Below are 19,871 nucleotides of genomic sequence, written 5' to 3' on the forward strand. Positions count from 1 at the left end.
GCACACGCCTGCGCGGGAGCCGCGCCTCAGCGGGCCTCCAGGCCCTCCAGCATCGCCGGCAGCTCCCGGCTGTGCACGACCCCGAGGCTCTTCGTCGCGCGGGTGAGGGCGACATAGAGGTCGTTCCCGCCGCGGGAGTGCGCCGCGAGGATCTCGTCGGGCTCCACGACGAGGACGGCGTCGAACTCCAGCCCCTTGGACTGCGCCGCCGTCATCAGGACGACCGGCGAGTCCAGCGACGCCGGGCCGTCGGCACGCGCCACACCGGCCAGCCCGGCCAGCTCGTCGACCAGCTCGACCGGGAAGCCGGGGGCGTGCAGGATCGCCATCCGGCGGCCGTCCAGCTCCGCGATCTGCCGCTCGACGACGGCGCGCAGGGCCGCGCCCCGGTTCTCCTCGGGGATCCGCAGGCTCCACGGAACGGTCCCGCCCCCGCGCACCGCGGTCGGGGCGGTGAGCGCCGGGTCGACCGCCCGCAGGACGCCCTCGGTGACCCGCATGATCTCGGCCGGGGTCCGGTAGTTGATGGTGAGTTCCACCGTGCGCCAGCGCCCGGCGGTGTACTCGTCGAGCGCCTCGCCCCAGGAGTTCAGCCCGGCCGGGGCGCCGGTCTGGGCCAGGTCGCCCACGATCGTCATGGACCGGCCGGGGCAGCGGCGGGTCAGCAGCCGCCAGGCCATCGGGGAGAGCTCCTGCGCCTCGTCCACGATGATGTGCCCGAAGCCCCAGGTCCGGTCCTCGGCCGCGCGCTCGGAGAGCGGCCGGAACTCGCCCTCGCCCTGGTACTGGCGCGTCAGCAGCTCCGCGTCGATCTCGGCCAGCCCCGCGCCGAAGTCCTCCAGGACGACCTTGGCGAACTCCAGCCGCTCGGCCTCGGCGGCGGCGTCGGCCCGGCGGGTGACGGCGCTGCCCGGCAGCGGGCCGAGGAGTTCGGCGGCCTCGTCGAGCAGCGGCACGTCGTCGGTGGTCCAGGGAGCGGCCAGCTCGTCCGGACCGGGCCGCTCGCGCAGCAGGGCGGCGCGCTCGGCCTCGGAGAAGTCCGGCATGGCGTCCGCGAGCAGCTGCGGGGAGGCGAACAGCGCGGTGAGCAGTTGCTCCGGACCGAGCAGCGGCCACAGCTTCTCGGCCAGGGCCTGGAAGTCGCGCTCGACGACGAGCGCGTCGGCGAGGTCCACCACGTCGTCCAGCGCCATCTCACCGCCCCGGTCCCTGGCGATCCGCAGGGCCAGCTCGGAGGAGAGCCGCTCCACCAGGGCGGCCCGGGCCGCGTTGTGGGGCTCGCCGGTCCGGTGCGCGGCGGCGTGCGCCCGCTCGCAGAGCGCCCGGCCGATCACGAGCTCCTCCTGGTGCGGCGAGCTGCGGCCGACGGTGATGGTCCAGGGCTCCTCTTCCTCCGGGAGCTGCCGCAGGCCCTCCAGCGCGGTGGCGAGCACCCGCGCCATCCGGGCGTCGCCCTTCACGGCGGCGGCCTCCGGCGTCTCGGTGTCCGTCCCGGTCACGCCCGGGTAGAGGGCGCCGATGCTGCTCAGCACGACCTCGCTCTCGCCGAGCGCGGGGAGCACCTGGTCGATGTAGCGCAGGAACGTCCTGTTCGGCCCGATGACCAGCACACCGCGCTTGGCCAGGCGGTCGCGGTGGGTGTAGAGGAGGTACGCGGCGCGGTGCAGGGCGACCACGGTCTTGCCGGTGCCCGGGCCGCCCTGGACGACCAGCACGCCGCTCAGCTCGGAGCGGATCACCCGGTCCTGCTCGGCCTGGATGGTCGAGACGATGTCCCCCATCCGGCCGGTCCGGGCCGCGGTCAGCGAGGCGAGCAGGGCGCTCTCCCCGCTGAGGCCGGAGCCGTCCCGGCTCTCCAGGTCACCCATGGCGAAGGCGTCGTCGTCGAAGTCGACGACGGTCCGCCCCTTGGTCCGCAGGTGCCGTCGCCCCGTCACCCCGCCGGGCGCGGCCGGCGTCGCGCGGTAGAACGGCTCCGCGGCCGACGCCCGCCAGTCGGTGAGCAGCGGCTCGTGGTCGTCGTCCGCGAGGGCGATCCGGCCGATGTACTGCCGCTCGCCGTCGGCGGTGTCGAGCCGGCCGAAGCAGAGCCCGTACTCCGCGGCGTACAGCTCCGCCAGCCGGCGGGTGTGGTGGAGCTCCATGGTGTCGCGCTCCAGGCGGGACTGGAGCGTGCCGCCCTGCTCCTGGCGGTGGACCGCGCGCAGCCGGGCCGTCGCGAGTTCGCGCCGGCTCTCCAGCCGGTCGTAGAGCCGGCCGACGTAGGCGTTCTCCGCCCGCAGCTCCCGGGCCCGCCAGTCGTCGGAGGGCAGGGCGGCGCCCGGTCCCGCCCCGGTCCCGGCTCCGGCATCGACACCGGCGGGACGTTCGGACGAGGACGACGACGTGGGGACCATGGCCAGCTCCATTGACTCAGGGGTCCTCGACCGACCGGGCGACCGAGGGTGGCGGTGCGAGGACCGCCGTGTGCGACACGGGAAGGCCCGGGGCCGGGGCCTGCGCTCGGCCGGCGGCCCGGGACGGGGACACTCAGGATAATGATCTTGGGAAACGGCGGACCCGGAAGCCGGCGCCGCCGAGCGCCGCGGGGGCGCGAATCCGGGCCGCTGCGCCTCCATATCCGCAGGTCCCGGCCTCGGCGGACAATTCTGCGGTACGACGGGGGCCTTGCCGCAAGCCCCCCGGTGCGCTATAAGTTGGGAGTGGAAAGGAGTGGGTCGACCTCCTTCCCGTTCATCGTCCGCAGTGGTCGGACACCCCCGTACGAAGCCCGGTGAGCCCGCGTCCCGCCGTGCCCTCCGTTGCCGCCGCGCCGGTGCCGCGGCCATTCGGACGGGTCGGTCGGGGGCATGCCGGAGTCCCCGGAGCCTCTCACACTCCGCGGCGCGGGTGGGTGGCCCCGGCCTGCCGCCGGGCATCGCGGGCGGCCCCGGGCAGCGGCCGGTGCGGCGGAGCCCGGTACCAGAGACCTCCGCGCCCCGCCCATAGGTTGGCTCTATGAGGTCATAGCTCCGGGCCCCCTACAGCAGTGCAGACTGCAGAGGTTTGCTACGAACGTCCGTCTGCCGCTCGCCCGTCCGGAGGAACGCCCGCCATGTCCCGCCCGATCCGCATCGCGATCGTCGGAGCCGGCCCCGCCGGCATCTACGCCGCAGACGCCCTGCTCAAGTCCGACGCCGCCCAGGCCCCGGGTGTCTCCATCGACCTGTTCGAGCGGATGCCCGCGCCGTTCGGCCTGATCCGCTACGGCGTCGCCCCCGACCACCCCCGGATCAAGGGCATCGTCACCGCGCTGCACCAGGTCCTGGAGAAGCCCGGCATACGCCTGTTCGGCAACGTCGACTACCCGAACGACCTCACCCTGGACGACCTGCACCGCTTCTACGACGCGGCGGTCTTCGCCACCGGTGCGACGGCCGACCGGGCACTCGACATCCCCGGTGTCGGCCTGGACGGCTCCTACGGCGCCGCCGACTTCGTCTCCTGGTACGACGGGCACCCCGACGTCCCCCGGACGTGGCCGCTGGAGGCCCGCAAGGTCGCCGTGCTCGGCGCGGGCAACGTGGCGCTCGACGTGGCCCGCATCCTCGCCAAGACCGCCGACGAACTGCTCTCCACCGAGATCCCGCCGAACGTCCACGCCGGCCTGACGGCCAACCAGGCGCTGGAGGTGCACGTCTTCGGCCGACGCGGCCCGGCCCAGGCCAAGTTCAGCCCCATGGAGCTGCGGGAGCTCGACCACTCCCCGACCATCGAGGTCGTCGTGGACCCCGAGGACATCGAGTACGACGACGGCTCGATCGCCGAGCGCCGCGCCAGCAAGCACGCCGACATGGTCGCCTCCACCATCGAGAACTGGGCCATCCGCGATGTCGGCGACCGCCCGCACCGCGTCCACCTGCACTTCTTCGAGTCGCCCGTCGAGGTGATCGGCGAGGACGGCCGGGTGAGCGGCCTGCGCACCGAGCGCACCGAACTCGACGGCACCGGCAACGTCCGGGGCACCGGCCGGTTCACCGACTGGGACGTCCAGGCCGTCTACCGCGCCATCGGCTACTACTCCGACGAACTGCCGAAGGTGCCCTTCGACCCGATCAGCGGCACCGTCCCCAACGAGGCCGGCCGCGTCCTGACCGCCGACGGCTCCCACCTCGCCGCCACCTACGTGACCGGCTGGATCAAGCGCGGCCCCGTCGGTCTGATCGGCCACACCAAGGGCGACGCCAACGAGACCGTCGCCTGCCTGCTGGCCGACCACGCCGCCGGTCGCCTCCCCGGCGCCGTCGCGCCCGAGCCCGACGCGGTGGTGGCCCACCTGCGCGGCCAGGGCGTCCGCTTCACCACCTGGGACGGCTGGAAGGAACTCGACGCGCACGAGCGCGCCCTCGGCGCGGCCGAGGGCCGCGACCGCGTCAAGGTCGTCGACCGTGAGGAGATGCTCCGCCACAGCGGCGCCTGACGCCCCGCCCGGGGCCGGCATGCCTCGGCGTGCCGGCCCCGGCGCACGTTCCTGCCCCCGGCGGACCGCCGGACCGCTGGACTCGACGGCGGCGGGACCGCGGGCGGCTGCGGCGCCGCGCAAGCGTCGGCCTTCGGGCCGGGCGGCGGGACCCGGCACCCGGGTCAGCCGGTCGGGGTGGAGAGCGCGGCCGTGAAATGGGCGGGCAGGCTGCCGGCGGTGAGGGCGGCGGCCAGGTCCTTGGCCTCGTCCTCGGTGAAGGTGCCGCTGATCACGGCCGATCCGCCGGTGATCGCCTCGGCGACGTAGGGGGCAGAGAGGACCGTGCCGTCCACCGTGACGGCCATCTGGTTGGTGGGCTCCGGCTGCGGGGCGATCCTGCCGGTGAGGGCGGCGAAGGCGGTGCCGCCCTGTGGGGTGAAGTCCACCTGGACCTGCCAGCGGCCCACGGTCTGGCTGTCGAGCACTGCCGAGGCCTTCGTGACGTCGGTGCCCTGGAGGGCGGCCGGGGCCAGCGCGTACTTCATCACCACCGGGGCCGCCTTGGTGGCGGTGCCGCAGATCGCCACGGGAGAGCCCGGATCGACGGCGGCGGGGAGGGCGGCGGCCGGTGCGCCGCAGCTCAGCGCGGCGAACCCGGCGGCGAGTTCGGGCGGCACCGTGCCGGTCGGGGCGACCTCCGCCGCGCCGGGGGACGGGGTACCGGCTACCGCCACGGCCAGGACCGGGCGGAAGTCCAGCGCGGCCCGGCGGCCGAGCGCCGCGAGGCGGTCCCCGGCGACCTGTCCGGCGACCGAGAGCCGCAGCGCGGCGGCCGCCGGCTCGACCCGGGCGTCCGGCAGGCCGCGCGCCTCGGCGCGCTTGCGCAGCAGTTCGGCCGCCTGCTTCAGCTGCCCCTCGTCCAACGGGTGGTCGGGGGTGTAGACGGCGACGGTCCGGCCGGTGGGTGTGGCGGTCGACGGGGCGGGCGGCGGACCGGGCCGGGAGTCGCCGCCGGAGGAGCACGCGGTGACGGCCGCCCCGGCGAGCAGGAGCGCGGCCGCCGAGAGGAACGCGCGGGGGCGGTGCCGGACCGTCGCGGAGGTGGTTGCCATGGCGTCAGTCTGCCAGCACGGCCGGCGCGCTGGGGGCGAACGGCCGGGCGGGCAAAGGGCGTTCCGCTCCGCCGTGCCCGACCGCCGGTCGCGCCGGACCTCCGGGACCCCTGTCGGCCCCGGTCAGCCCGTGCGGTAGGAGAGCACGAAGTCGTCGAAGGCGTGCCGGCCGGGGCGGGCGGCCGCCTCATCCAGGGCGCGCCGGATGTCGTGGAGCTGGGCGACCGTCATCTGCAGCGGGGGCTCGTCGGGTTGGTAGGTGTACCGGATCGGGTAGTCCACCCCCGGCCGGTCGGTCATCTCGATGTGGCAGCCGAGCACGTGGCTGACCGGGTGGTCGGCGGCGAAGGCGATCAGCCGGTCGATCGTCGCGACGTAGGCGTCCCAGTCGGCGATGTAGAGCCGCCCCGGGTAGACGGTGTCGCCGGTGAGCAGGAAGCCGGTGAACGGGTCGTAGTAGGTGATGGCGGCCTCGTGGTGGCCGGGACTGGTCAGACAGGTCAGCGTCCGCCCGCCGAGGTCGAGCCGGGCCGGGAGGCCGGGATCGTCGCCCAGCCCGAGGAACGCCCGGACGGTGTCGGCGGCCGCGTCCACCACGACGGTGTCGGGCCGGTCGGCGAACTGCGCGTCCCCCGCCACGTGGTCGCCGTGGCCGTGACTGTGCAGGACGAGCAGCCGGTAGCCGGTGCGGGGGTGGCGGGCGAGCCACCGCGCGACCAGCTCGTCGACCACGCGGCGGAGCGGGAAGAGCTCGGGGGACGCGGTGGCGCCGGTGTCGATCAGTACCGCCCGCTCGCTGCCGAAGAGCAGGAAGAGGAACGGCGCCTCGTAGTTCACGGCCATGTTCTGCCGGAGGATCACGGTGTGCTCGTCGTAGTGGTGGACCTGGAGCTCCGGGTCGGTGTTGTGCTTCGCCGACTCCGAGCCGTGGATCCAGCGCACGTCCAGGGAGCGCCCGGCGGCGTGCTCGGCCACGTTTGAGAAGTCGATCGGGGCCGAGAAGTCGATCGGGGCCGGAGAGCCGACCGGGGCCGGGGGGCCGGCCGGGTCCGTGCAGGCGGTCGGGTGCGGGCCGGAGGTCATGCGGTCTCCCGTCGGTGTCGTTCGCATCGGCCGGGTGCGTCACCCGCCCCCGTCCGGCGTCGGCTCGACCGGGAGCCGCCCTCGCGAACCTAGCAGCCGCCCCCGGCCCCGGGAGCCGGGCGGGCCCGGTCAGAAATCGTCGGCGCCGTTGCGCAGCTCGTACGTCCAGTAGCCGGTGGCCCAGGCCGCCGGGTCGACGGCGATGCCGCCGTTGCCGGGGGCCTTGACGGTGGCCGGGCCGCTGCCGCCGTCGAGGGCGACGGAGAAGGCGGTCACCGGCTCGTTGTTCTCGTGCACGCCGCCGTCGGACAGCTTCACGAGGGCGTAGGCCGGGGCGCCGGCGGTGAGGACGACGGGCGCGGCGGGCCTGCTCTTGGCCACGGCGGGCACGTTCTCGCGGTGGCTCTCCAGGAACCGGATCCGGGGGTACTCGCTGAGTCGGCAGCTGTGGCCGGAGGTGTTCTTCGCGGTCAGGACGAGGTGCGTGTAGGGCGGGCCGTCCTGGAGGGCGGCGCTGATGGCGACATCCTTGACGGCGCAGAGCGGCGCGGACGCCGCCGCCGGATCGGCGGGCGCCTGCGTGGCACCGGTCGGCCGCGCGGAGGGGGTGCTCGTCCCGGCACCGGCGCCGGCGCCGGTCTTGGCGCCGGAGGGGGCGGCGGTGTTCGGCGCGGTGCCGGCGGAGGTGGTGGCCCCGGTGGCGGCGGGCGTGGACTGCGCGGCCGTCGTGGGAGCCGGTGCGGCGGCGGAGGCGGTCCCGCTGTCCGCGGGGTTCCCGCCGCAGGCGGTGAGGACGAGGGCGAGCGCGGCGGTGCCCGTCGCGGCCAGGGCGGTGGTGCGTCGGCGGTGAGTGGTGCGCATGGGAGGCCCCCGGTGTCTGTGGTGCGGTGCGGAACCCGGTTTGCCGGGTCTGGGCTCGACCTTGGCCTGGGGGTCGTTCCGGCCGCCAGGGCCTGCCGCTGATTCGGGACGCTGGAACGTTCTTCGGCCTCTGACCTGCGCGAACGCGGCGGCCTGGAACGGCCGCGCGGAACGGCCGGGTCGGGCGGAGCGGCTCGGGCGGGGTGGGGGGAGGATCGGCGCCGGCCGGGAGAAATACCCCCTCGGGTATATTCGGGAGGGCGGCCGGTCCGGCCGCCCCGAAGAAGAAGGAGGGCGTCATGTGTCGACGCGTCGTCTGTCGGTCCTGCGGAAAGCCGGGCTACGCCGGGTGCGGCATGCACGTGGACCAGGTGCTGGCCGGGGTACCCCGGGCCGACCGCTGCGCATGCGGGAAGGACGGCGGCCGGGCCGCCGGAGGTTGGCTGGGCAAGCTGTTCGGCCGCCGCTGACCGGCCCGGCGGGGCGCGGCCGAAGGGGCGAGGCTCGGCCGCGACCGGTGGGGCCGTGGGGTGCGGTGGGGAGTCGCGGTCAGGGGGTGCGGAGCGGGAGGGTGCGGAGGTGGCCGCCGAGGGTCCCGTCGTCGGTGCCGAGCACGGTGTCGGTGGTGTCGGGCAGGCACTCCACGCCCCGACCTTGCGCCCCGGGAAGGCCGCCAGGACGGTCGGCGAGGTGCACCGGCGCGGCGGGCGTCGCCGCGCTCCTCGCCGGGTAGGGGAGTCCGGGGGTGAGTCCATGCGGGGTGCGGCGGGGGCGTCGTTCGTGGTGGTGTCGGGGGTCTGCTGGCTGGTGCCCGCGGTGCTGAGCGCCTGGGGGATCCTCGAACTGCGGGACCACGGCCCGGCGCTGGTGGCCGCGGGCTGCTTCGCGGCGGTCGTGCTGGGCTGCGTGGCCGCCGTGGTCCGGTTGGCCACGGGGAACGCGGAGCGGACGGCGGCCGCCCTGTTCGGCCTGCTGGCCTCCTGGATCGGCCTCCTCGTCTGCGGGTTCGGCATGCAGGAGCAGCAGCTGCTGCACGACCGGGGGGTCACCTCCGAGGCCGAAGTGGTCCGGACGGTCGCCGGCTCGGACCCGATGGCCGGTCAGGGGCCGTCCGTGACCGGGGCCGACGTGCGGCTGGCCGACGGGACCGAGGTCACCGGCATCGGGACCGGGGGCAGGCGCGTCGCGCTCGGTGACCGGCTCCAGGTGACCGTGGACCCGCGAGGCGCCGTCGACCCCCGCCTCGGCCCGCGCCCCGATCCGGCGGACCGCACGGTGGCCGTCGTCCTGCTGGTCGTGATGGCCGGGCTCGCCCTCTTCGGGGGTGCCTCGATGGCCGACGAGCTCTGAGCCGACGCGCTCTGGGCCGACGCGCTCTGGGCCGACGAGCTCTGAGCCGACCGGGTCGGCCCGGGGGGATCGGCGGAATCAGCGGGGGGCCGGCCCGATCTCGGTCGACCCGCCGGCGCACGGGGGAGCGGCGCGCCGGCACTCCCGGGGCGGGCAGTCCGCGACGGGTGCGGCGGCCGGCTCGTGGCGGGTGAGCAGGGACCAGAGCACCCAGCCGGTGACCCCGGTGCGGGTGACCGCGACCTGGCCCCAGCGGGTGCCGAGCGGGGAGGTCCAGGTGTCCAGGACCTCGACCCGGTCGCCGCAGTGCGTCAGGCCGAGCACCGTGTCGTTGACCGAGTGGTCGCGGCGGACGTTGGCGGCGCCCGCCGCGACCTCCCAGCCGGTGCGGCCGTTCTCGGGCGGCCGGGGCACGGGGTCCGGGTCGGCCGGCCGGTCGCCGCCGGCGGCCACCGCCGGGAGGACCAGGATCGTCAGGGACAGGACCGCCGAAGCGGTCCGTCCGATCAGGCGCACCGGGACCTCGGTGGATCGGTCTGTGTGGGCATGTACGGCAGAACGAGCGGGCGATGCGTGTGCGGACCGTTTCCGCCGCGCGCCACCCGGACGGCGGCTGCCGACTCGGTCGATCGGGTGGCGTCCGGTGTCCCGGCCCGGCGGGGGTCCGGGGGCGCGCAGCAGGCCTGGTGGGCCGGGGTGCCGGGGGCCGGTCAGCCCCGCGGTCGCCGGCCGACCCGCAGGGCCCACAGGATCAGCGGCACCTGGAGCGGCAGCCGGGCCACGGCGAGGGCCGGCAGCGGGGCCGGCCGGTGCCGCCAGTCGTAGGCCATCTTCACGTTGGCCGGGAACACGGCGGCGAAGAGGCCCGCCGCGGCCAGGGCGCCGACCCGCCGGGTGCGCGGTACGGCGACCGCCGCGCCGATGGCGAGTTCGGCGACGCCGCTCGCGTACGTCCAGCCCCGCCGGCTGCCCGGGAGCCGCTCGGGCACGGTCGCCTCGAACGGGCGGGGCGCGGCGAAGTGCAGCACCCCGGCGCCGAGCAGCAGACCGCTCAGGAGCCGGGTGGAGAGTCTCGATCGCTTCACGGTCACTCCTCGGACGATGTGGTGCCCCGGACGCGGTCGGCGGGGCGTGCCGGGGGCCGCGCCCGGCCATGGTTACCGAACAGTAGCGTCCCGTCGTCCGGGCGGGAAGGCGTCCCCGGGACCGCCGGTGTGCCACGCGCCGTCCGGGAGGAGGGTCATTGACAGGCGGTGCCGTGGCTCGGTGTAATCCGGAGCGCAGGATGACGGGCGGTGCTGGTTCGGCCACCTGCCGGGCCCTCGGGGAAGGCGGGACGTCGTGGACGCGGACACCGGAGCGGCCCCGGCCGGGGAGTCGGCGATCGACGCGCTGTACGCCCGGGACCGGGCCTGCCACGCGCTGGGCATCGTCCTCGACGAGGTGTCCGCCGGACGGGCGCTGATGCGCATGCGGGTCGGCCCGGACATGGTGAACGGCCACGGGACGGCGCACGGCGGCTTCCTGTTCCTGTTCGCCGACGCGGCGTTCTCCTACGCGTGCAACAGCCACGGCCCGGTGACCGTGGCCCAGGCCGCGCAGGTGACCTTCCTGGCCCCGGCCGAGGCCGGCGACGAACTGGTCGCGGAGGCGGTGGAGCGGGCCCGCGCCGGGCGGCAGGGGATCTACGACGTGACCGTCCGGCAGGCGACGGGCAAGGTCGTCGCGGAGTTCCGCGGGCAGAGCGTCGTCATCGCCGGCCGGCCGCCGGCGGGCTGACCGGCCCGTCCGGCGGCCCACCAGCGACAGACCGGCGGCCCCGCCCGCGGCGCTCAGTCCCGCGGCCGCCCGTGCTGCTCAGTCCCGGGGCCGCTCGTCCACCACCTGACGGAGCTTGCCCGTCCGGGGGTTGGTCGCCAGCTCGGCGCGGGGCACCCACTCGACGGCGAGGTGGTGGATCGCGCCGGACGCCACCTCGGCCGGGTAGAGCGGCACGGCCGCGTACACGGCCGCGACCAGCCGTTCGCCGAGCCCGCCCGGCGCCGCCGGCGGCGGCCCGGTGTACCCGAGGCGCAGCACGAGGCCGTCCCGGCCGTCCCAGCGGCGCTGCACCAGCTGCAGGCCCGAGATGACCCGGTCGGGGTCGGCGGCGAGCAGCACCGCGCGGATCTCCTCGGTCGGCAGGGCCACCGTGCCCACCCGGGCGCCCTCGTTGGACCGGCCGACCAGCCGGAACGTCCCGCGCTCCGGGTCGACCCACTCGGCGCGGTCCCCGGTCGGGTACCGGAGGATCGGCATCAGGGTGCGGAACAGATTGGTGACCACGACCCGGCCGGGCACGCCCGCGGCCGTGACCGGCTCGCCGGTCACCTCGTCGACCAGCTCCACCACCGTGCGGTCCGGGAAGGCCTCGTGGACGCGGACGTCGTCGCCCGGCACCGGCGCGCCGACCAGGCCGGCGTCGTTCGAGGCGTAGCCGACCGAGGAGACGGCCGCCTTCGGGAAGGCCTGGGACAGGATCGGCCGCAGGTCGGCGAAGAGCAGGTCGCCGCCGAAGAGCAGCAGTTCCACGGAGTCGGCGCTGCGCCCGCGCCGGACCAGGCACTCGGCCACCGCGCTGAGCTTCATCGGCTCGCCCGCGAGGACGTGCACGCCGAAGCCGGTGATCAGGTCGACCACGTAGTCGTCCGGCGCGGCGCAGCCGACCGGCAGGCGGACGTTCTCCACCGGCGCGTGGTGCAGCGCGTTCTCGATGTAGAGGAAGCCGCCGTAGAGTTCGCCCGCGCAGAAGAGGTTGGCCACCCGGTGGCCGGGTTTCAGACCGGCCCGGACCATGCCCGCGCCGAAGGCGGTGACGGAGTCGGCGTGCTCGGTGCGCGACCAGGGGGAGAACTTCGGGACGCCGGTGGTGCCCCCGGTCTTGTAGACGCCGGCGTCGGTGAGCGGGCCGGTCAGCAGCCGGTTGTCCGGCCAGGTGTTGGCGGCCCAGAACGCGGTCTGGTCGATGAGGGGAAGTTCGGTGAGGTGCGAGATCATCCGGGGGACGTCGCGGTACGCCTCCGCGTAGAACGGCGAGTGGCCGCGGGCGAAGTCGACCAGCTCCTGAAGCGGTTTCGCGGGCACTGCTCCTCCTGTCGATCGGTGGGCCGGAAATGTGCTGATGGGCCGTCAATTTGGTATCAGGCCGGGAGGTGCGGGTGCCCGATCCAGCTGTGGGCGAGGCGCTGCACGGTCGAGCCGTCCCGGTCGGCGAGCTTGTGGTCCAGGTGGGCGGCGGACCACGCGTTGGTGGGGACGCGGAAGGCCGGACGCTCGGCGAGCAGGGTCCGGACGACCACCTCGGCCACCTCCCGGGCGGGCTGGCCGGCGGCGTCCCAGCCCTGGGCGCCGAGCCGGTCGAGGTAGTCGGCGAAGGTGCCCGCGTACGGGCCGGAGGCGGCCAGCAGGGTCGAGCGGTCGATGTCCGGGAACACGCCGAACGCGGTGTCCGGGACGAAGCCCGGTACGACCACCGACACCCGCACACCGTGCGCCGCGGCGACCGGGGCCAGGCTCTCCATGAACCCCTCGACGGCGAACTTCGCCGCGCAGTAGGCCTCGTTGAACGGCTGGCCGACGACGCCGTGCACGCTGCCGATCGTGACCAGGCGTCCGCGGGCGGCCCGCAGCAGCGGCATCGCGGCCCGGCTGACCGCGACGACGCCGAAGAAGTTCACCTCCAGGTTGGCCCGCAGCGCGGCAGTGGTCGACATCTCCAGGGTGGGATCGGAGTTGGAGACACCGGCGTTGTTGACCACCGCGTCCAGCCGGCCGTACGCCCCCCGCACCTCGTCGAGGCAGGTGGTCACGGAGTCGGCGTCGGTCACGTCGAGGCGGCGGACGTCCACCGCGACGCCGGCGCGGTCGGCGGCCGTGCGCAGGGCGTCGGCCCGGCCGGGCTCGCGTACGGTCGCGACCGTGCGGAATCCGGCCCCGGCCGCGGTGACGGCGGTGGCCAGCCCGATGCCCGAGGATGCCCCGGTGACCAGCAGGACACCCCGGTCCGGCGTCATGAGGTCTGCTCCGCCGGGGCGGGCGGGGTGGCGGTGGCCGGTCCGGCGTCGGCGGGCGGCTCCTGCGCCCCTTCCCGCTCGGTCGCGTCGAGCAGCGGCTGGATGCCGAGTGCCGGCAGGAAGGAGAGCGCCGCCAGCAGGGTGCCGCCGGCCATCACCGTCCGGGCCGCGTCCAGGATCCCCAGCGGACCGGTCAGCAGCGAGACGGCCAGCCCGCCGGCCAGGGCGGCGAGCGGGATCACCCCCCAGGTGACGGTCCGGAAGGCGGCGTGCATCACCCCCTGGTGCCGCGCCGACATCCGGGACTGCCGGGTGGGGGCGCTGCAGACGTTGATGCAGGACATGAAGAAGCCGTAGCAGCCCATCGTCACGGCGATCACCGGTCCGGCCGGCAGCGCGGGCGCGGCGAGCACCCCGAGGCCGACCAGGCAGTGCAGCAGCAGCGACCAGGCCAGCGTGCGCCCCAGGCCGAGGCGTTCACTGATCCTCGGGGCGACCACCGCGCCGGCCAGCGCGCCCACCGCGGCGACCGACATGGCCGCGCCGAAGACGCCGACCGAGACGTCGAGGCCCCGGTAGGCGAGCACGGGCAGCACCGTGACGAAGATCGGCCCGCCGCAGTTGAGGGTCACCGCGGCCGCCACCACCCGGCGCAGCACCGGGTCGGCCCGGTTGAGCCGGAAGCCCGCCGTCAGCCGTTCCCGCACGGAGCCGGTGGCGACCGTCCGTTCGCCCCAGGCCGGCATCCGGCGGAAGCAGGCGGCGGAGACCAGGTAGCTGGCCGCATCGACGAGCAGGGCGGCGACGCCCAGCGCGCTGTAGAGGCCGGCCGCGATCGAGGGCCCGGCCACCTCCGACACCGAGCCGCTGCCCTCCAGCCTGGAGTAGGCGCGGACGAGTTGGTCCTTCGGCGCGACGGCGGGGACGGCGACGAGGTAGCCGACGTTGAAGAAGATCGTCGCGCCGCTGATCACCGCCACGCAGCCCACCAGCAGTGGTGTGGAGAGCGCGTCCAGCCAGTACGCCAGCGGGACGGCCGCGACGGCGACCAGTCGGACGAGGTCGCAGACCAGCATCGTCCGGCGTTTGTCCCAGCGGTCGACCAGCACGCCGGCGACCGGGCCGAGCAGCGGGATGCCCAGGTACTGGGCCATCGCCACGACGCCGACCTGGAGGGCGCTCGCGTGCAGCACGAAGATCATCAGGGTCGGGACGACGAACACGGTGACCCGGTCGCCGACCGTGCTGACCGTCTGGCCGGCCCAGAACAGGTTGAACCCGCGCCCGAGCGAGACGGGCCTGCGCCGCTTCACGGGCCCTTCCGGCTTCACGGACCCTCCCGGTTTCACGAGCCCTTCCGGCTTCACGGGCTTCCGCGGCTTCACGAGCCCTCCCGGACGACGAGGCCGGCCGTCTTGCCCGTCCGGCCGTTGCTGACCAGCTCGTCCACCCGGCGCACCCGGAAGGACTCCGGATCGTGCTGGAAGGCGGTGCTGAGCGTGAAGGTCGCGGACAGCACGGCCCTGCGCAGCCGCTCGGTGTCGGGCGGTCCGCCCGGGCCGGCGAGCAGCAGCAGCTCGACCGTGGCGGCCCGGCCGTGCTCCTCGGTGATCACCACCTGGGCCCGGGACACCCCCGGCTCCCGCTCCGCCCGTGCGATGACCTCGTCCACGTGCAGTCCCAGCCCGCGGACCTGCACCACGCTGTCCCGGCGGCCCAGGACCCGCATCGCGGAGCCCGGCCGGCCGCACGGACAGGCCAGCAGCGTCCCCGCGTCGCCGGTGCGGTAGCGCAGCACCGGGTTGAGCACCGTCGGGTCGAGCGTGGTGAAGTCCAGCAGCTCCGCCGCGCCGACGTGCACCAGCTGCTCGGGCAGCGGGTGGAAGGTGTCGGCCGGACAGTCCGGGGTGTTGGTCCCGACCACCCAGGTCTCCGTACTGCCGAACATGCCCCACCGGCGCGCCCGCGGGGCGACCGCGGCCAGGTCCGCCTCCAGCTGCGGCTGCCACGCCTCGCCGAGCCAGAGCACCTTGCGCAGCGCCGGCAACTCCAGCCCGGCGTCCCGCGCGCGGGCGAACCAGAGCCGGAGCACGCTGGGTGTCCCGCCGATCGCGGTGACCCGGGCGGTCGCGAAGAACCGCAGCCAGTCGGCGTACTCGTCGGTGGCGACCGAGCCCACCGCGAGGATCCGGCACCCGGCGAGGTCGGCCAGCGCGGCGGCGAGGAAGTGCGCGCCCCACATCCGGCCGGCGCCCCAGGCGTTGACGAAGACGTCGTCGCGCTCCAGCGGCCGCCACCGCGCGTGCACCCCGGCCATGTAGAAGCCGGTGGGGGCGTGGCCGACCTTGGGCGCTCCGGTGCTGCCGCCGCTCTGGAAGAGCCAGGTCGCCCCGGCGCCCGGGGCGGCCCGGGGTTCGAGGTGCGCGAGGGCGGCGTTCAGGCCGTCCTTGTCCAGCGGCGGCAGCGCGGCGAGCCCGTCGAGCGTGCGCGGGGCCGCGCAGTCCGCGTAGCGTTGCGTCAACTCCGGTACACCGCACAGACGTTCGAGGGTGCGCCGGGCGACGTGCAGCCGCGGCTCGGCCGCGTCCGGGGGGAGTGAGAACAGCTCGCTCATCGCGTCCGGGTCTCCGTTTCCGAGGTGGGCGTGGCCGGTTCGCCGCCGCGGCGGGACAGCCAGGCGGCGTGGGCGTTCCGGTAGGCGGTGAACCGGGCGCGGGTGATGTCCCGTTGCAGGGTGCGCTGCGGGTCGTCCAGGTCCGGGGCGATCACCCCGTCCGGTTCGAGCTCGGAGAACCAGTACCGTTCCCCGTCGAAGAGGAAGTCGACGCAGAAGAACGGCATCGGCAGCCGCTCGGCGAAGTAGGCGGTGGCTGCGGCGAGTTCGGCCGGGACGGGCGGGAACTCCATGGCGCCGCCCCGGCTGGCGTTGGCCACCGGCGAGCCCGGCTCCGGGATCCGCTTCATCACGGCGTACGGCTCGCCGTCGACCACGTACACCCGGTAGTCGACCGTCCCGTCGCCGAGGTAGGGCTGGACCACGAGCGTGGTGTCCCCGCCCTGCGCCAGGCTGGCCAGGCCCCGGAGGTCCTCGGCGCTGCGGGCCAGGTTGATCCCGCCACCACCGCACCAGCCGGCCGGCTTCACGATGGCCGGGTAGGTCATACCGCCCAGCGCCACCTCGTACTGGTGCTTGGCGATGTCGCGGCCGGTGCCGATCCGCACGGTCGGGACCGGGGGGACGGGGGAATCGGCGAGGTGCAGCAGGGTGGCCAGCTTGTCGTTGCCGATGAGCGACATCAGCGGGGGGAACGGCAGGTAGAACCCGGCCTGTTCGAGCACGGCGTAGAGCGCGTACTGGTTGAAGACGTCCATCGACTGGTACGGCAGCGAGTAGAGGGCGGTGACGAAGAGGGTGTCCTGTGGTGAGACCGCCTCGTCGTCCACGTAGACCACCGGCCGCCCGCGTACGGTGCCGTCGACGGTGACCGCGTCGGGGGCGTGCCTGGTCCAGCTCATCCCCAGGCTCTCGGCGACCTCCGCGTAGAGGTCCCAGAAGAAGGGGTGCCAGGTCGCCGCCATCCTGGTCGACTCCCGGTCGGGGAAGATCCAGCACATCCGGCGCAGCTGCCCGGCGCCGGGCGCGGTCGGGGGTGGGGTCACGGCGTGTCCTTCCGAGGGGGTGCGGACGAGGGGGCGCCGGGCTGCTCGGACCACCAGCGGCGGCCCGGCTCCGGGAGGGTGTCCACCGGGTCGTAGTACAGGTGGCGCCGGTCGAGCACGGCGTCGAGGTCGGTGCTCTCGCGGGCCTCCGGCGCGGTGCGGTAGTCCTTCGTCCAGGAGGAGATGCCGCGTTCGCGGTCGTAGGCGACCGCCTGGTGCACCCAGCGCTTGCCGAGCTGGGGGACGTCGCAGACGATCCGCGGGGTGGCGTAGCCGGGCAGGTAGCCCATGATCGCCTCCTGGAGCCGCTGGGCCCGGTGCACCGGAGTGCGCCAGTGCTCGGCGCCCGGGATCATGTCGCAGAGGTAGAAGTAGTAGGGGAGGATGTTCGCCTCGCCCTGGAGGGCGAAGCAGAGGTCCAGCAGGTCCTCGGGGGTGGCGTTGACCCCGCGCATCAGCACGCCCTGGTTGCGCACGTCCCGCACGCCCGCGTCCAGCAGCGCCCGGGCCGCCTCGGCGACCAGCGGCGTCACCGACTGCACGTGGTTGGCGTGGGTGTGCACGGCGAGGCTGACCGACCGGCGGGCCGCGACGGCGGCCACCCGGCCCAGCCCCTCGACGATCCGCGGCTGGAGCCAGTGCTGCGGCAGGCCGACCACCGCCTTGCTGGCCAGCCGGATGTCGCGCACCGACTCCAGCTCCAGCAGCCGCAGCAGGAACGTCTCCAACTGCGGCCAGGGCACGTTGGCGAGGTCCCCGCCGGAGACCACCACGTCGCGCACCGACGGGGTGCGCTTGAGGTGGTCGAGGATCTGCTCCTGACGGTCCACCGGCCGCAGCGCCAGCCTGGTCTTGGTGACCTGGGGGGTGGAGTTGCCGACCAGGTCCATCCGGGTGCAGTGCCCGCAGTACTGCGGGCAGGTGGCGGTCAGTTCGGCCAGCACCTTGGTGGGGTAGCGGTGGGTGAGCCCCTCCACCACCCACATCTCGGCCTCGTGCAGGGAGTCGCGTTCGGCCTTGGGGTGGCTCGGCCAGCGCGGGTGGCGGTCCGCCCGGACGGGCAGCATGTAGCGGCGGACCGGATCGGCCAGGAAGGCCTCGGTGAACGCCTGCGGCACGGTCGGTGCGTGCGGCGCCATGGTGTTCAGCATCTGCGGCGGCAGCAGCATCGACATGGTGGCGAACCCGGCCTGGTCGGCGGCGAGTTCGTCGTAGAAGCGGTCGGTGAGCAGCGCTCCGACGACGCCCCGCAGCTGCCGGGCGCTGCGCACGCAGTGCGCCCGCTGCCACTGGGCGTCCCGCCACTGCGCCGCGGTGACGTGGCGCCAGCCCGGCAGCCGGCGCCAGTCCGGCTCGGCCAGCGCGGTCCGGACGTACTGGTAGGGCTGCCGGGTGGGTTGGCGGTCCATCGGGCGCTACTGGCCGGTGAAGCGGGTGGCGAAGCGGGTCCGCAGTTCGCGCTTGAGCACCTTGCCGGTCGGCCCGAGCGGGAAGTCCTCCGGTGTCCGGGCGATGCTCACCGCGGCGAGCGTGGCCAGTCCGGCGCCGGCGAGCGCCTTGTTGGCGGCCTCCTGGACCTCCTCGGCGGTCGCCGCTGCGGCCTCGGTCTGCAACCGGACGACGCCGAGCGGCCGTTGCCCCTCGCCCGGCGCCCCGGGCACGCCGATCACCGAGCAGTCCTGGACGAGCTCGCCGCAGTCGGCCAGCAGCACCTCCTCGATCGGCAGGCTGTAGACCGGGCCGGCCGCGGTGTCGATGACGTCCACCGTCCGGTCGAGGTGGTAGAAGTTGCCCTCGGCGTCGCGGCGCGCCACGTCGCCGGTGAGCCAGTGGCCGGCCAGCTCGAAGCTCGCGGTGAGCCGGGGGTCGTTCCAGTACCCCGGGGTCCGCGAGGGGGAGACGACACCGAGCAACCCGACCGTGCCGTCCGGGAGTTCCTCGCCGTCCTCGCTGAGGATCGAGGCCCGCTGGACGACCTCCAGCGGCTTGCCGACGCAGCGGTCGTCGCGGGCGCTCTCCGGTGTGGTCACCTGGCCGAACAGCGCCATGCCCATCTCGGACGAGCCCAGGCCGTCGATGAACTGCGAACCGGGCAGGTCGGGTTGTTCGGCCCGCTGCCGGGGCAGCAGCCACGGCCGGATCAGCCCGGCCGGCCGCCGCCCGAGCCGCACCAGCCGCCGGATGTGCCCGTAGTGCGCGCTGTCCCCGGTGTTGAACCAGGAGTGCACCTCGGCCGCGCCCCTGGTGGGCGGTTCGCCGGTGGCCAGCTCGACGAAGGTGCGCGGGAAGGAGGCGACCATGGTGGGCCGGAAGGCCTCCATCACCGGCTCCACGACCGCCCGCCGCCAGTCGGACATCACCACGGTCGGCAGACCGAGCAGGGTGGCGGTGAGGAAGTAGCTGAGGCCGCCCGCGTGGGTGTGCGGCATCATCGACATCAGCCGGTCGTACGGCTCCGCGGGGAAGCGCACCATCCGCGGCTGCTTGCCGTCCCAGAACTGACGGTGTGCCAGCATCGTGGACTTCGGCGTGCCGGTGGTGCCCGAGGAGTGGATCAGGGCGACCACGTCGGCGTCGGCGTGCCGGTACGGGTAGACCTCGGGGAGCCGGGCCGCGCCGGCGTCGAAGGCCCGGATCTCGGCGGCCGGCACGATGAACCGGGGGCGGCGGCTCGGGGCCTCGCGGTAGGCCGAGGCGAGGCGGGTGGGATCGTCCGCCACGATGCCGACCACGCCCACGTGGTCGAGGTAGCGGACCATGACGTCGTGCCGCATGGCGTCGTTGACCAGCGCGGGGACGGCGCCGAGGGCGGTCAGCGCGAGGAAGTGCAGCAGTGGTTCCAGGCCCTCGCCGACGACGATGCCGACCGGCTCGCCGGGGCGCACGCCGTTGGCCCAGTACCAGCTGGCGTAGCAGTCGCGCAGGGCGGCGAGGTCGAGCAGGCTGTGGCCGCGCAGGACGACCGCGCCGCGGTGGTCGGTGTGGTGGCTGTAGGCGAACGGGACCGCGCGGTTCGGGTTGACCGCGAGGGCGTGGTCCAGGAAGTTGCCCGCGCCGAGGGCGGGTTCGGTCATCAGCCGTTCCCGGGCGGCGAGGGGCGCGAGGGGACTCCGGTCGCTCATGGCGGTCTCCTGGGGGGAGTGGCCCGGCGGGGTCCTTGTGGAACCGGGCCGGGCGACGGTGGGGGGCCGGCCCGCGCTGCGGCGTGGACCGGTTGGTGCGGGCGTGCGGGTACGACGGGGCGCCGGGTGGCGGTGCCCCGGGGCGGGGACGGCTGCCGGTGCGCCTTCGTGAACGGCCCGGCCGGGGCGG

The 19,871-nt window shown here is 75.0% G+C and carries 16 protein-coding genes; 3 read left to right on the plus strand and 13 right to left on the minus strand.

Annotation, left to right across the window (positions count from 1 at the left end; translation table 11 throughout):
• Window positions 1–26: 26 nt before the first annotated feature.
• The gene (locus OG618_RS34030) at window positions 27–2,396 is read right to left on the minus strand and encodes a HelD family protein (RefSeq protein WP_329491478.1); all 2,370 of its coding nucleotides are present in this window, start codon (window positions 2,394–2,396) and stop codon (window positions 27–29) included.
• Window positions 2,397–3,094: 698 nt separating this feature from the next.
• Between OG618_RS34030 and OG618_RS34035 the strand changes: the two genes are divergently transcribed.
• Window positions 3,095–4,459 carry an FAD-dependent oxidoreductase gene (locus OG618_RS34035; RefSeq protein WP_329491479.1) on the plus strand — a complete coding sequence of 455 codons (1,365 nt, stop codon included), beginning with the start codon at window positions 3,095–3,097 and terminating at the stop codon, window positions 4,457–4,459.
• Between the two features lie 164 nt (window positions 4,460–4,623).
• Here OG618_RS34035 and OG618_RS34040 read toward each other — a convergent pair whose 3' ends face one another.
• From OG618_RS34040 to OG618_RS34050, 3 genes are all read right to left on the minus strand, one after another.
• Window positions 4,624–5,553, minus strand: a complete 930-nt coding sequence (locus tag OG618_RS34040; protein ID WP_329491480.1) for a SecDF P1 head subdomain-containing protein — start codon at window positions 5,551–5,553, stop codon at window positions 4,624–4,626.
• Between the two features lie 123 nt (window positions 5,554–5,676).
• Window positions 5,677–6,636: an MBL fold metallo-hydrolase gene (locus OG618_RS34045; protein WP_329491481.1), complete on the minus strand. Its 960-nt coding sequence runs from the start codon at window positions 6,634–6,636 to the stop codon at window positions 5,677–5,679.
• A 129-nt stretch (window positions 6,637–6,765) separates the two neighbouring features.
• Window positions 6,766–7,497 (minus strand): DUF4232 domain-containing protein, encoded by a 732-nt coding sequence (locus OG618_RS34050; RefSeq protein WP_329491482.1) that lies wholly within the window; start codon window positions 7,495–7,497, stop codon window positions 6,766–6,768.
• A gap of 753 nt (window positions 7,498–8,250) precedes the next feature.
• Between OG618_RS34050 and OG618_RS34055 the strand changes: the two genes are divergently transcribed.
• The gene (locus OG618_RS34055; protein ID WP_329491483.1) at window positions 8,251–8,847 is read left to right on the plus strand and encodes a hypothetical protein; all 597 of its coding nucleotides are present in this window, start codon (window positions 8,251–8,253) and stop codon (window positions 8,845–8,847) included.
• Between the two features lie 78 nt (window positions 8,848–8,925).
• On the opposite strand, the gene OG618_RS34060 is transcribed toward OG618_RS34055, so the two are convergent.
• Window positions 8,926–9,363: an SH3 domain-containing protein gene (locus OG618_RS34060; protein ID WP_329491484.1), complete on the minus strand. Its 438-nt coding sequence runs from the start codon at window positions 9,361–9,363 to the stop codon at window positions 8,926–8,928.
• Window positions 9,364–9,557: 194 nt separating this feature from the next.
• Entirely contained in the window at window positions 9,558–9,932 is a 375-nt protein-coding gene (locus OG618_RS34065; RefSeq protein ID WP_329491485.1) for a DoxX family protein, read from the minus strand.
• 256 nt (window positions 9,933–10,188) lie between these two features.
• Here OG618_RS34065 and paaI point away from each other — a divergent pair, with 256 nt between their 5' ends.
• Window positions 10,189–10,626: a hydroxyphenylacetyl-CoA thioesterase PaaI gene (gene paaI / locus OG618_RS34070; RefSeq protein WP_329491486.1), complete on the plus strand. Its 438-nt coding sequence runs from the start codon at window positions 10,189–10,191 to the stop codon at window positions 10,624–10,626.
• A 78-nt stretch (window positions 10,627–10,704) separates the two neighbouring features.
• Here the strand turns inward: paaI and OG618_RS34075 are convergent, their stop codons facing one another.
• From OG618_RS34075 to OG618_RS34105, 7 genes are all read right to left on the minus strand, one after another.
• Window positions 10,705–11,970: a phenylacetate--CoA ligase family protein gene (locus OG618_RS34075; RefSeq protein WP_329491487.1), complete on the minus strand. Its 1,266-nt coding sequence runs from the start codon at window positions 11,968–11,970 to the stop codon at window positions 10,705–10,707.
• Window positions 11,971–12,026: 56 nt separating this feature from the next.
• Window positions 12,027–12,899 (minus strand): SDR family NAD(P)-dependent oxidoreductase, encoded by an 873-nt coding sequence (locus OG618_RS34080; protein ID WP_329491488.1) that lies wholly within the window; start codon window positions 12,897–12,899, stop codon window positions 12,027–12,029.
• On the minus strand, window positions 12,896–14,212 hold the full coding sequence (locus tag OG618_RS34085; RefSeq protein ID WP_329491489.1) for an MFS transporter: 1,317 nt from the start codon (window positions 14,210–14,212) through the stop codon (window positions 12,896–12,898). The genes OG618_RS34080 and OG618_RS34085 overlap by 4 nt, the downstream gene beginning before the upstream one ends.
• Window positions 14,213–14,280: 68 nt before the next feature.
• Window positions 14,281–15,513 carry an AMP-binding protein gene (locus OG618_RS34090; protein ID WP_329491490.1) on the minus strand — a complete coding sequence of 411 codons (1,233 nt, stop codon included), beginning with the start codon at window positions 15,511–15,513 and terminating at the stop codon, window positions 14,281–14,283.
• Window positions 15,510–16,559, minus strand: coding sequence for an ATP-grasp domain-containing protein (locus OG618_RS34095; RefSeq protein ID WP_329491491.1), 1,050 nt, complete (start codon window positions 16,557–16,559; stop codon window positions 15,510–15,512). The genes OG618_RS34090 and OG618_RS34095 overlap by 4 nt, the downstream gene beginning before the upstream one ends.
• The gene (locus tag OG618_RS34100; RefSeq protein WP_329491492.1) at window positions 16,556–17,968 is read right to left on the minus strand and encodes a KamA family radical SAM protein; all 1,413 of its coding nucleotides are present in this window, start codon (window positions 17,966–17,968) and stop codon (window positions 16,556–16,558) included. Before OG618_RS34100 ends, OG618_RS34095 begins: the two co-directional genes overlap by 4 nt.
• A 6-nt stretch (window positions 17,969–17,974) precedes the next feature.
• The gene (locus tag OG618_RS34105) at window positions 17,975–19,681 is read right to left on the minus strand and encodes a class I adenylate-forming enzyme family protein (RefSeq protein WP_329491493.1); all 1,707 of its coding nucleotides are present in this window, start codon (window positions 19,679–19,681) and stop codon (window positions 17,975–17,977) included.
• Window positions 19,682–19,871: the final 190 nt, after the last annotated feature.

The sequence above is a fragment of the Kitasatospora sp. NBC_01246 genome (assembly GCF_036226505.1).
Classification (GTDB): domain Bacteria; phylum Actinomycetota; class Actinomycetes; order Streptomycetales; family Streptomycetaceae; genus Kitasatospora.

Coding starts and splice junctions, on each gene's coding strand:
- OG618_RS34050 (WP_329491482.1), bottom strand. CDS start 7,497: ATGCGCACCACTCACCGCCGACGCACCACCGCCCTGGCCGCGACGGGC.
- OG618_RS34045 (WP_329491481.1), bottom strand. CDS start 6,636: ATGACCTCCGGCCCGCACCCGACCGCCTGCACGGACCCGGCCGGCCCC.
- OG618_RS34030 (WP_329491478.1), bottom strand. CDS start 2,396: ATGGTCCCCACGTCGTCGTCCTCGTCCGAACGTCCCGCCGGTGTCGAT.
- OG618_RS34105 (WP_329491493.1), bottom strand. CDS start 19,681: ATGAGCGACCGGAGTCCCCTCGCGCCCCTCGCCGCCCGGGAACGGCTG.
- OG618_RS34055 (WP_329491483.1), top strand. CDS start 8,251: ATGCGGGGTGCGGCGGGGGCGTCGTTCGTGGTGGTGTCGGGGGTCTGC.
- OG618_RS34090 (WP_329491490.1), bottom strand. CDS start 15,513: ATGAGCGAGCTGTTCTCACTCCCCCCGGACGCGGCCGAGCCGCGGCTG.
- OG618_RS34035 (WP_329491479.1), top strand. CDS start 3,095: ATGTCCCGCCCGATCCGCATCGCGATCGTCGGAGCCGGCCCCGCCGGC.
- OG618_RS34080 (WP_329491488.1), bottom strand. CDS start 12,899: ATGACGCCGGACCGGGGTGTCCTGCTGGTCACCGGGGCATCCTCGGGC.
- OG618_RS34040 (WP_329491480.1), bottom strand. CDS start 5,553: ATGGCAACCACCTCCGCGACGGTCCGGCACCGCCCCCGCGCGTTCCTC.
- OG618_RS34100 (WP_329491492.1), bottom strand. CDS start 17,968: ATGGACCGCCAACCCACCCGGCAGCCCTACCAGTACGTCCGGACCGCG.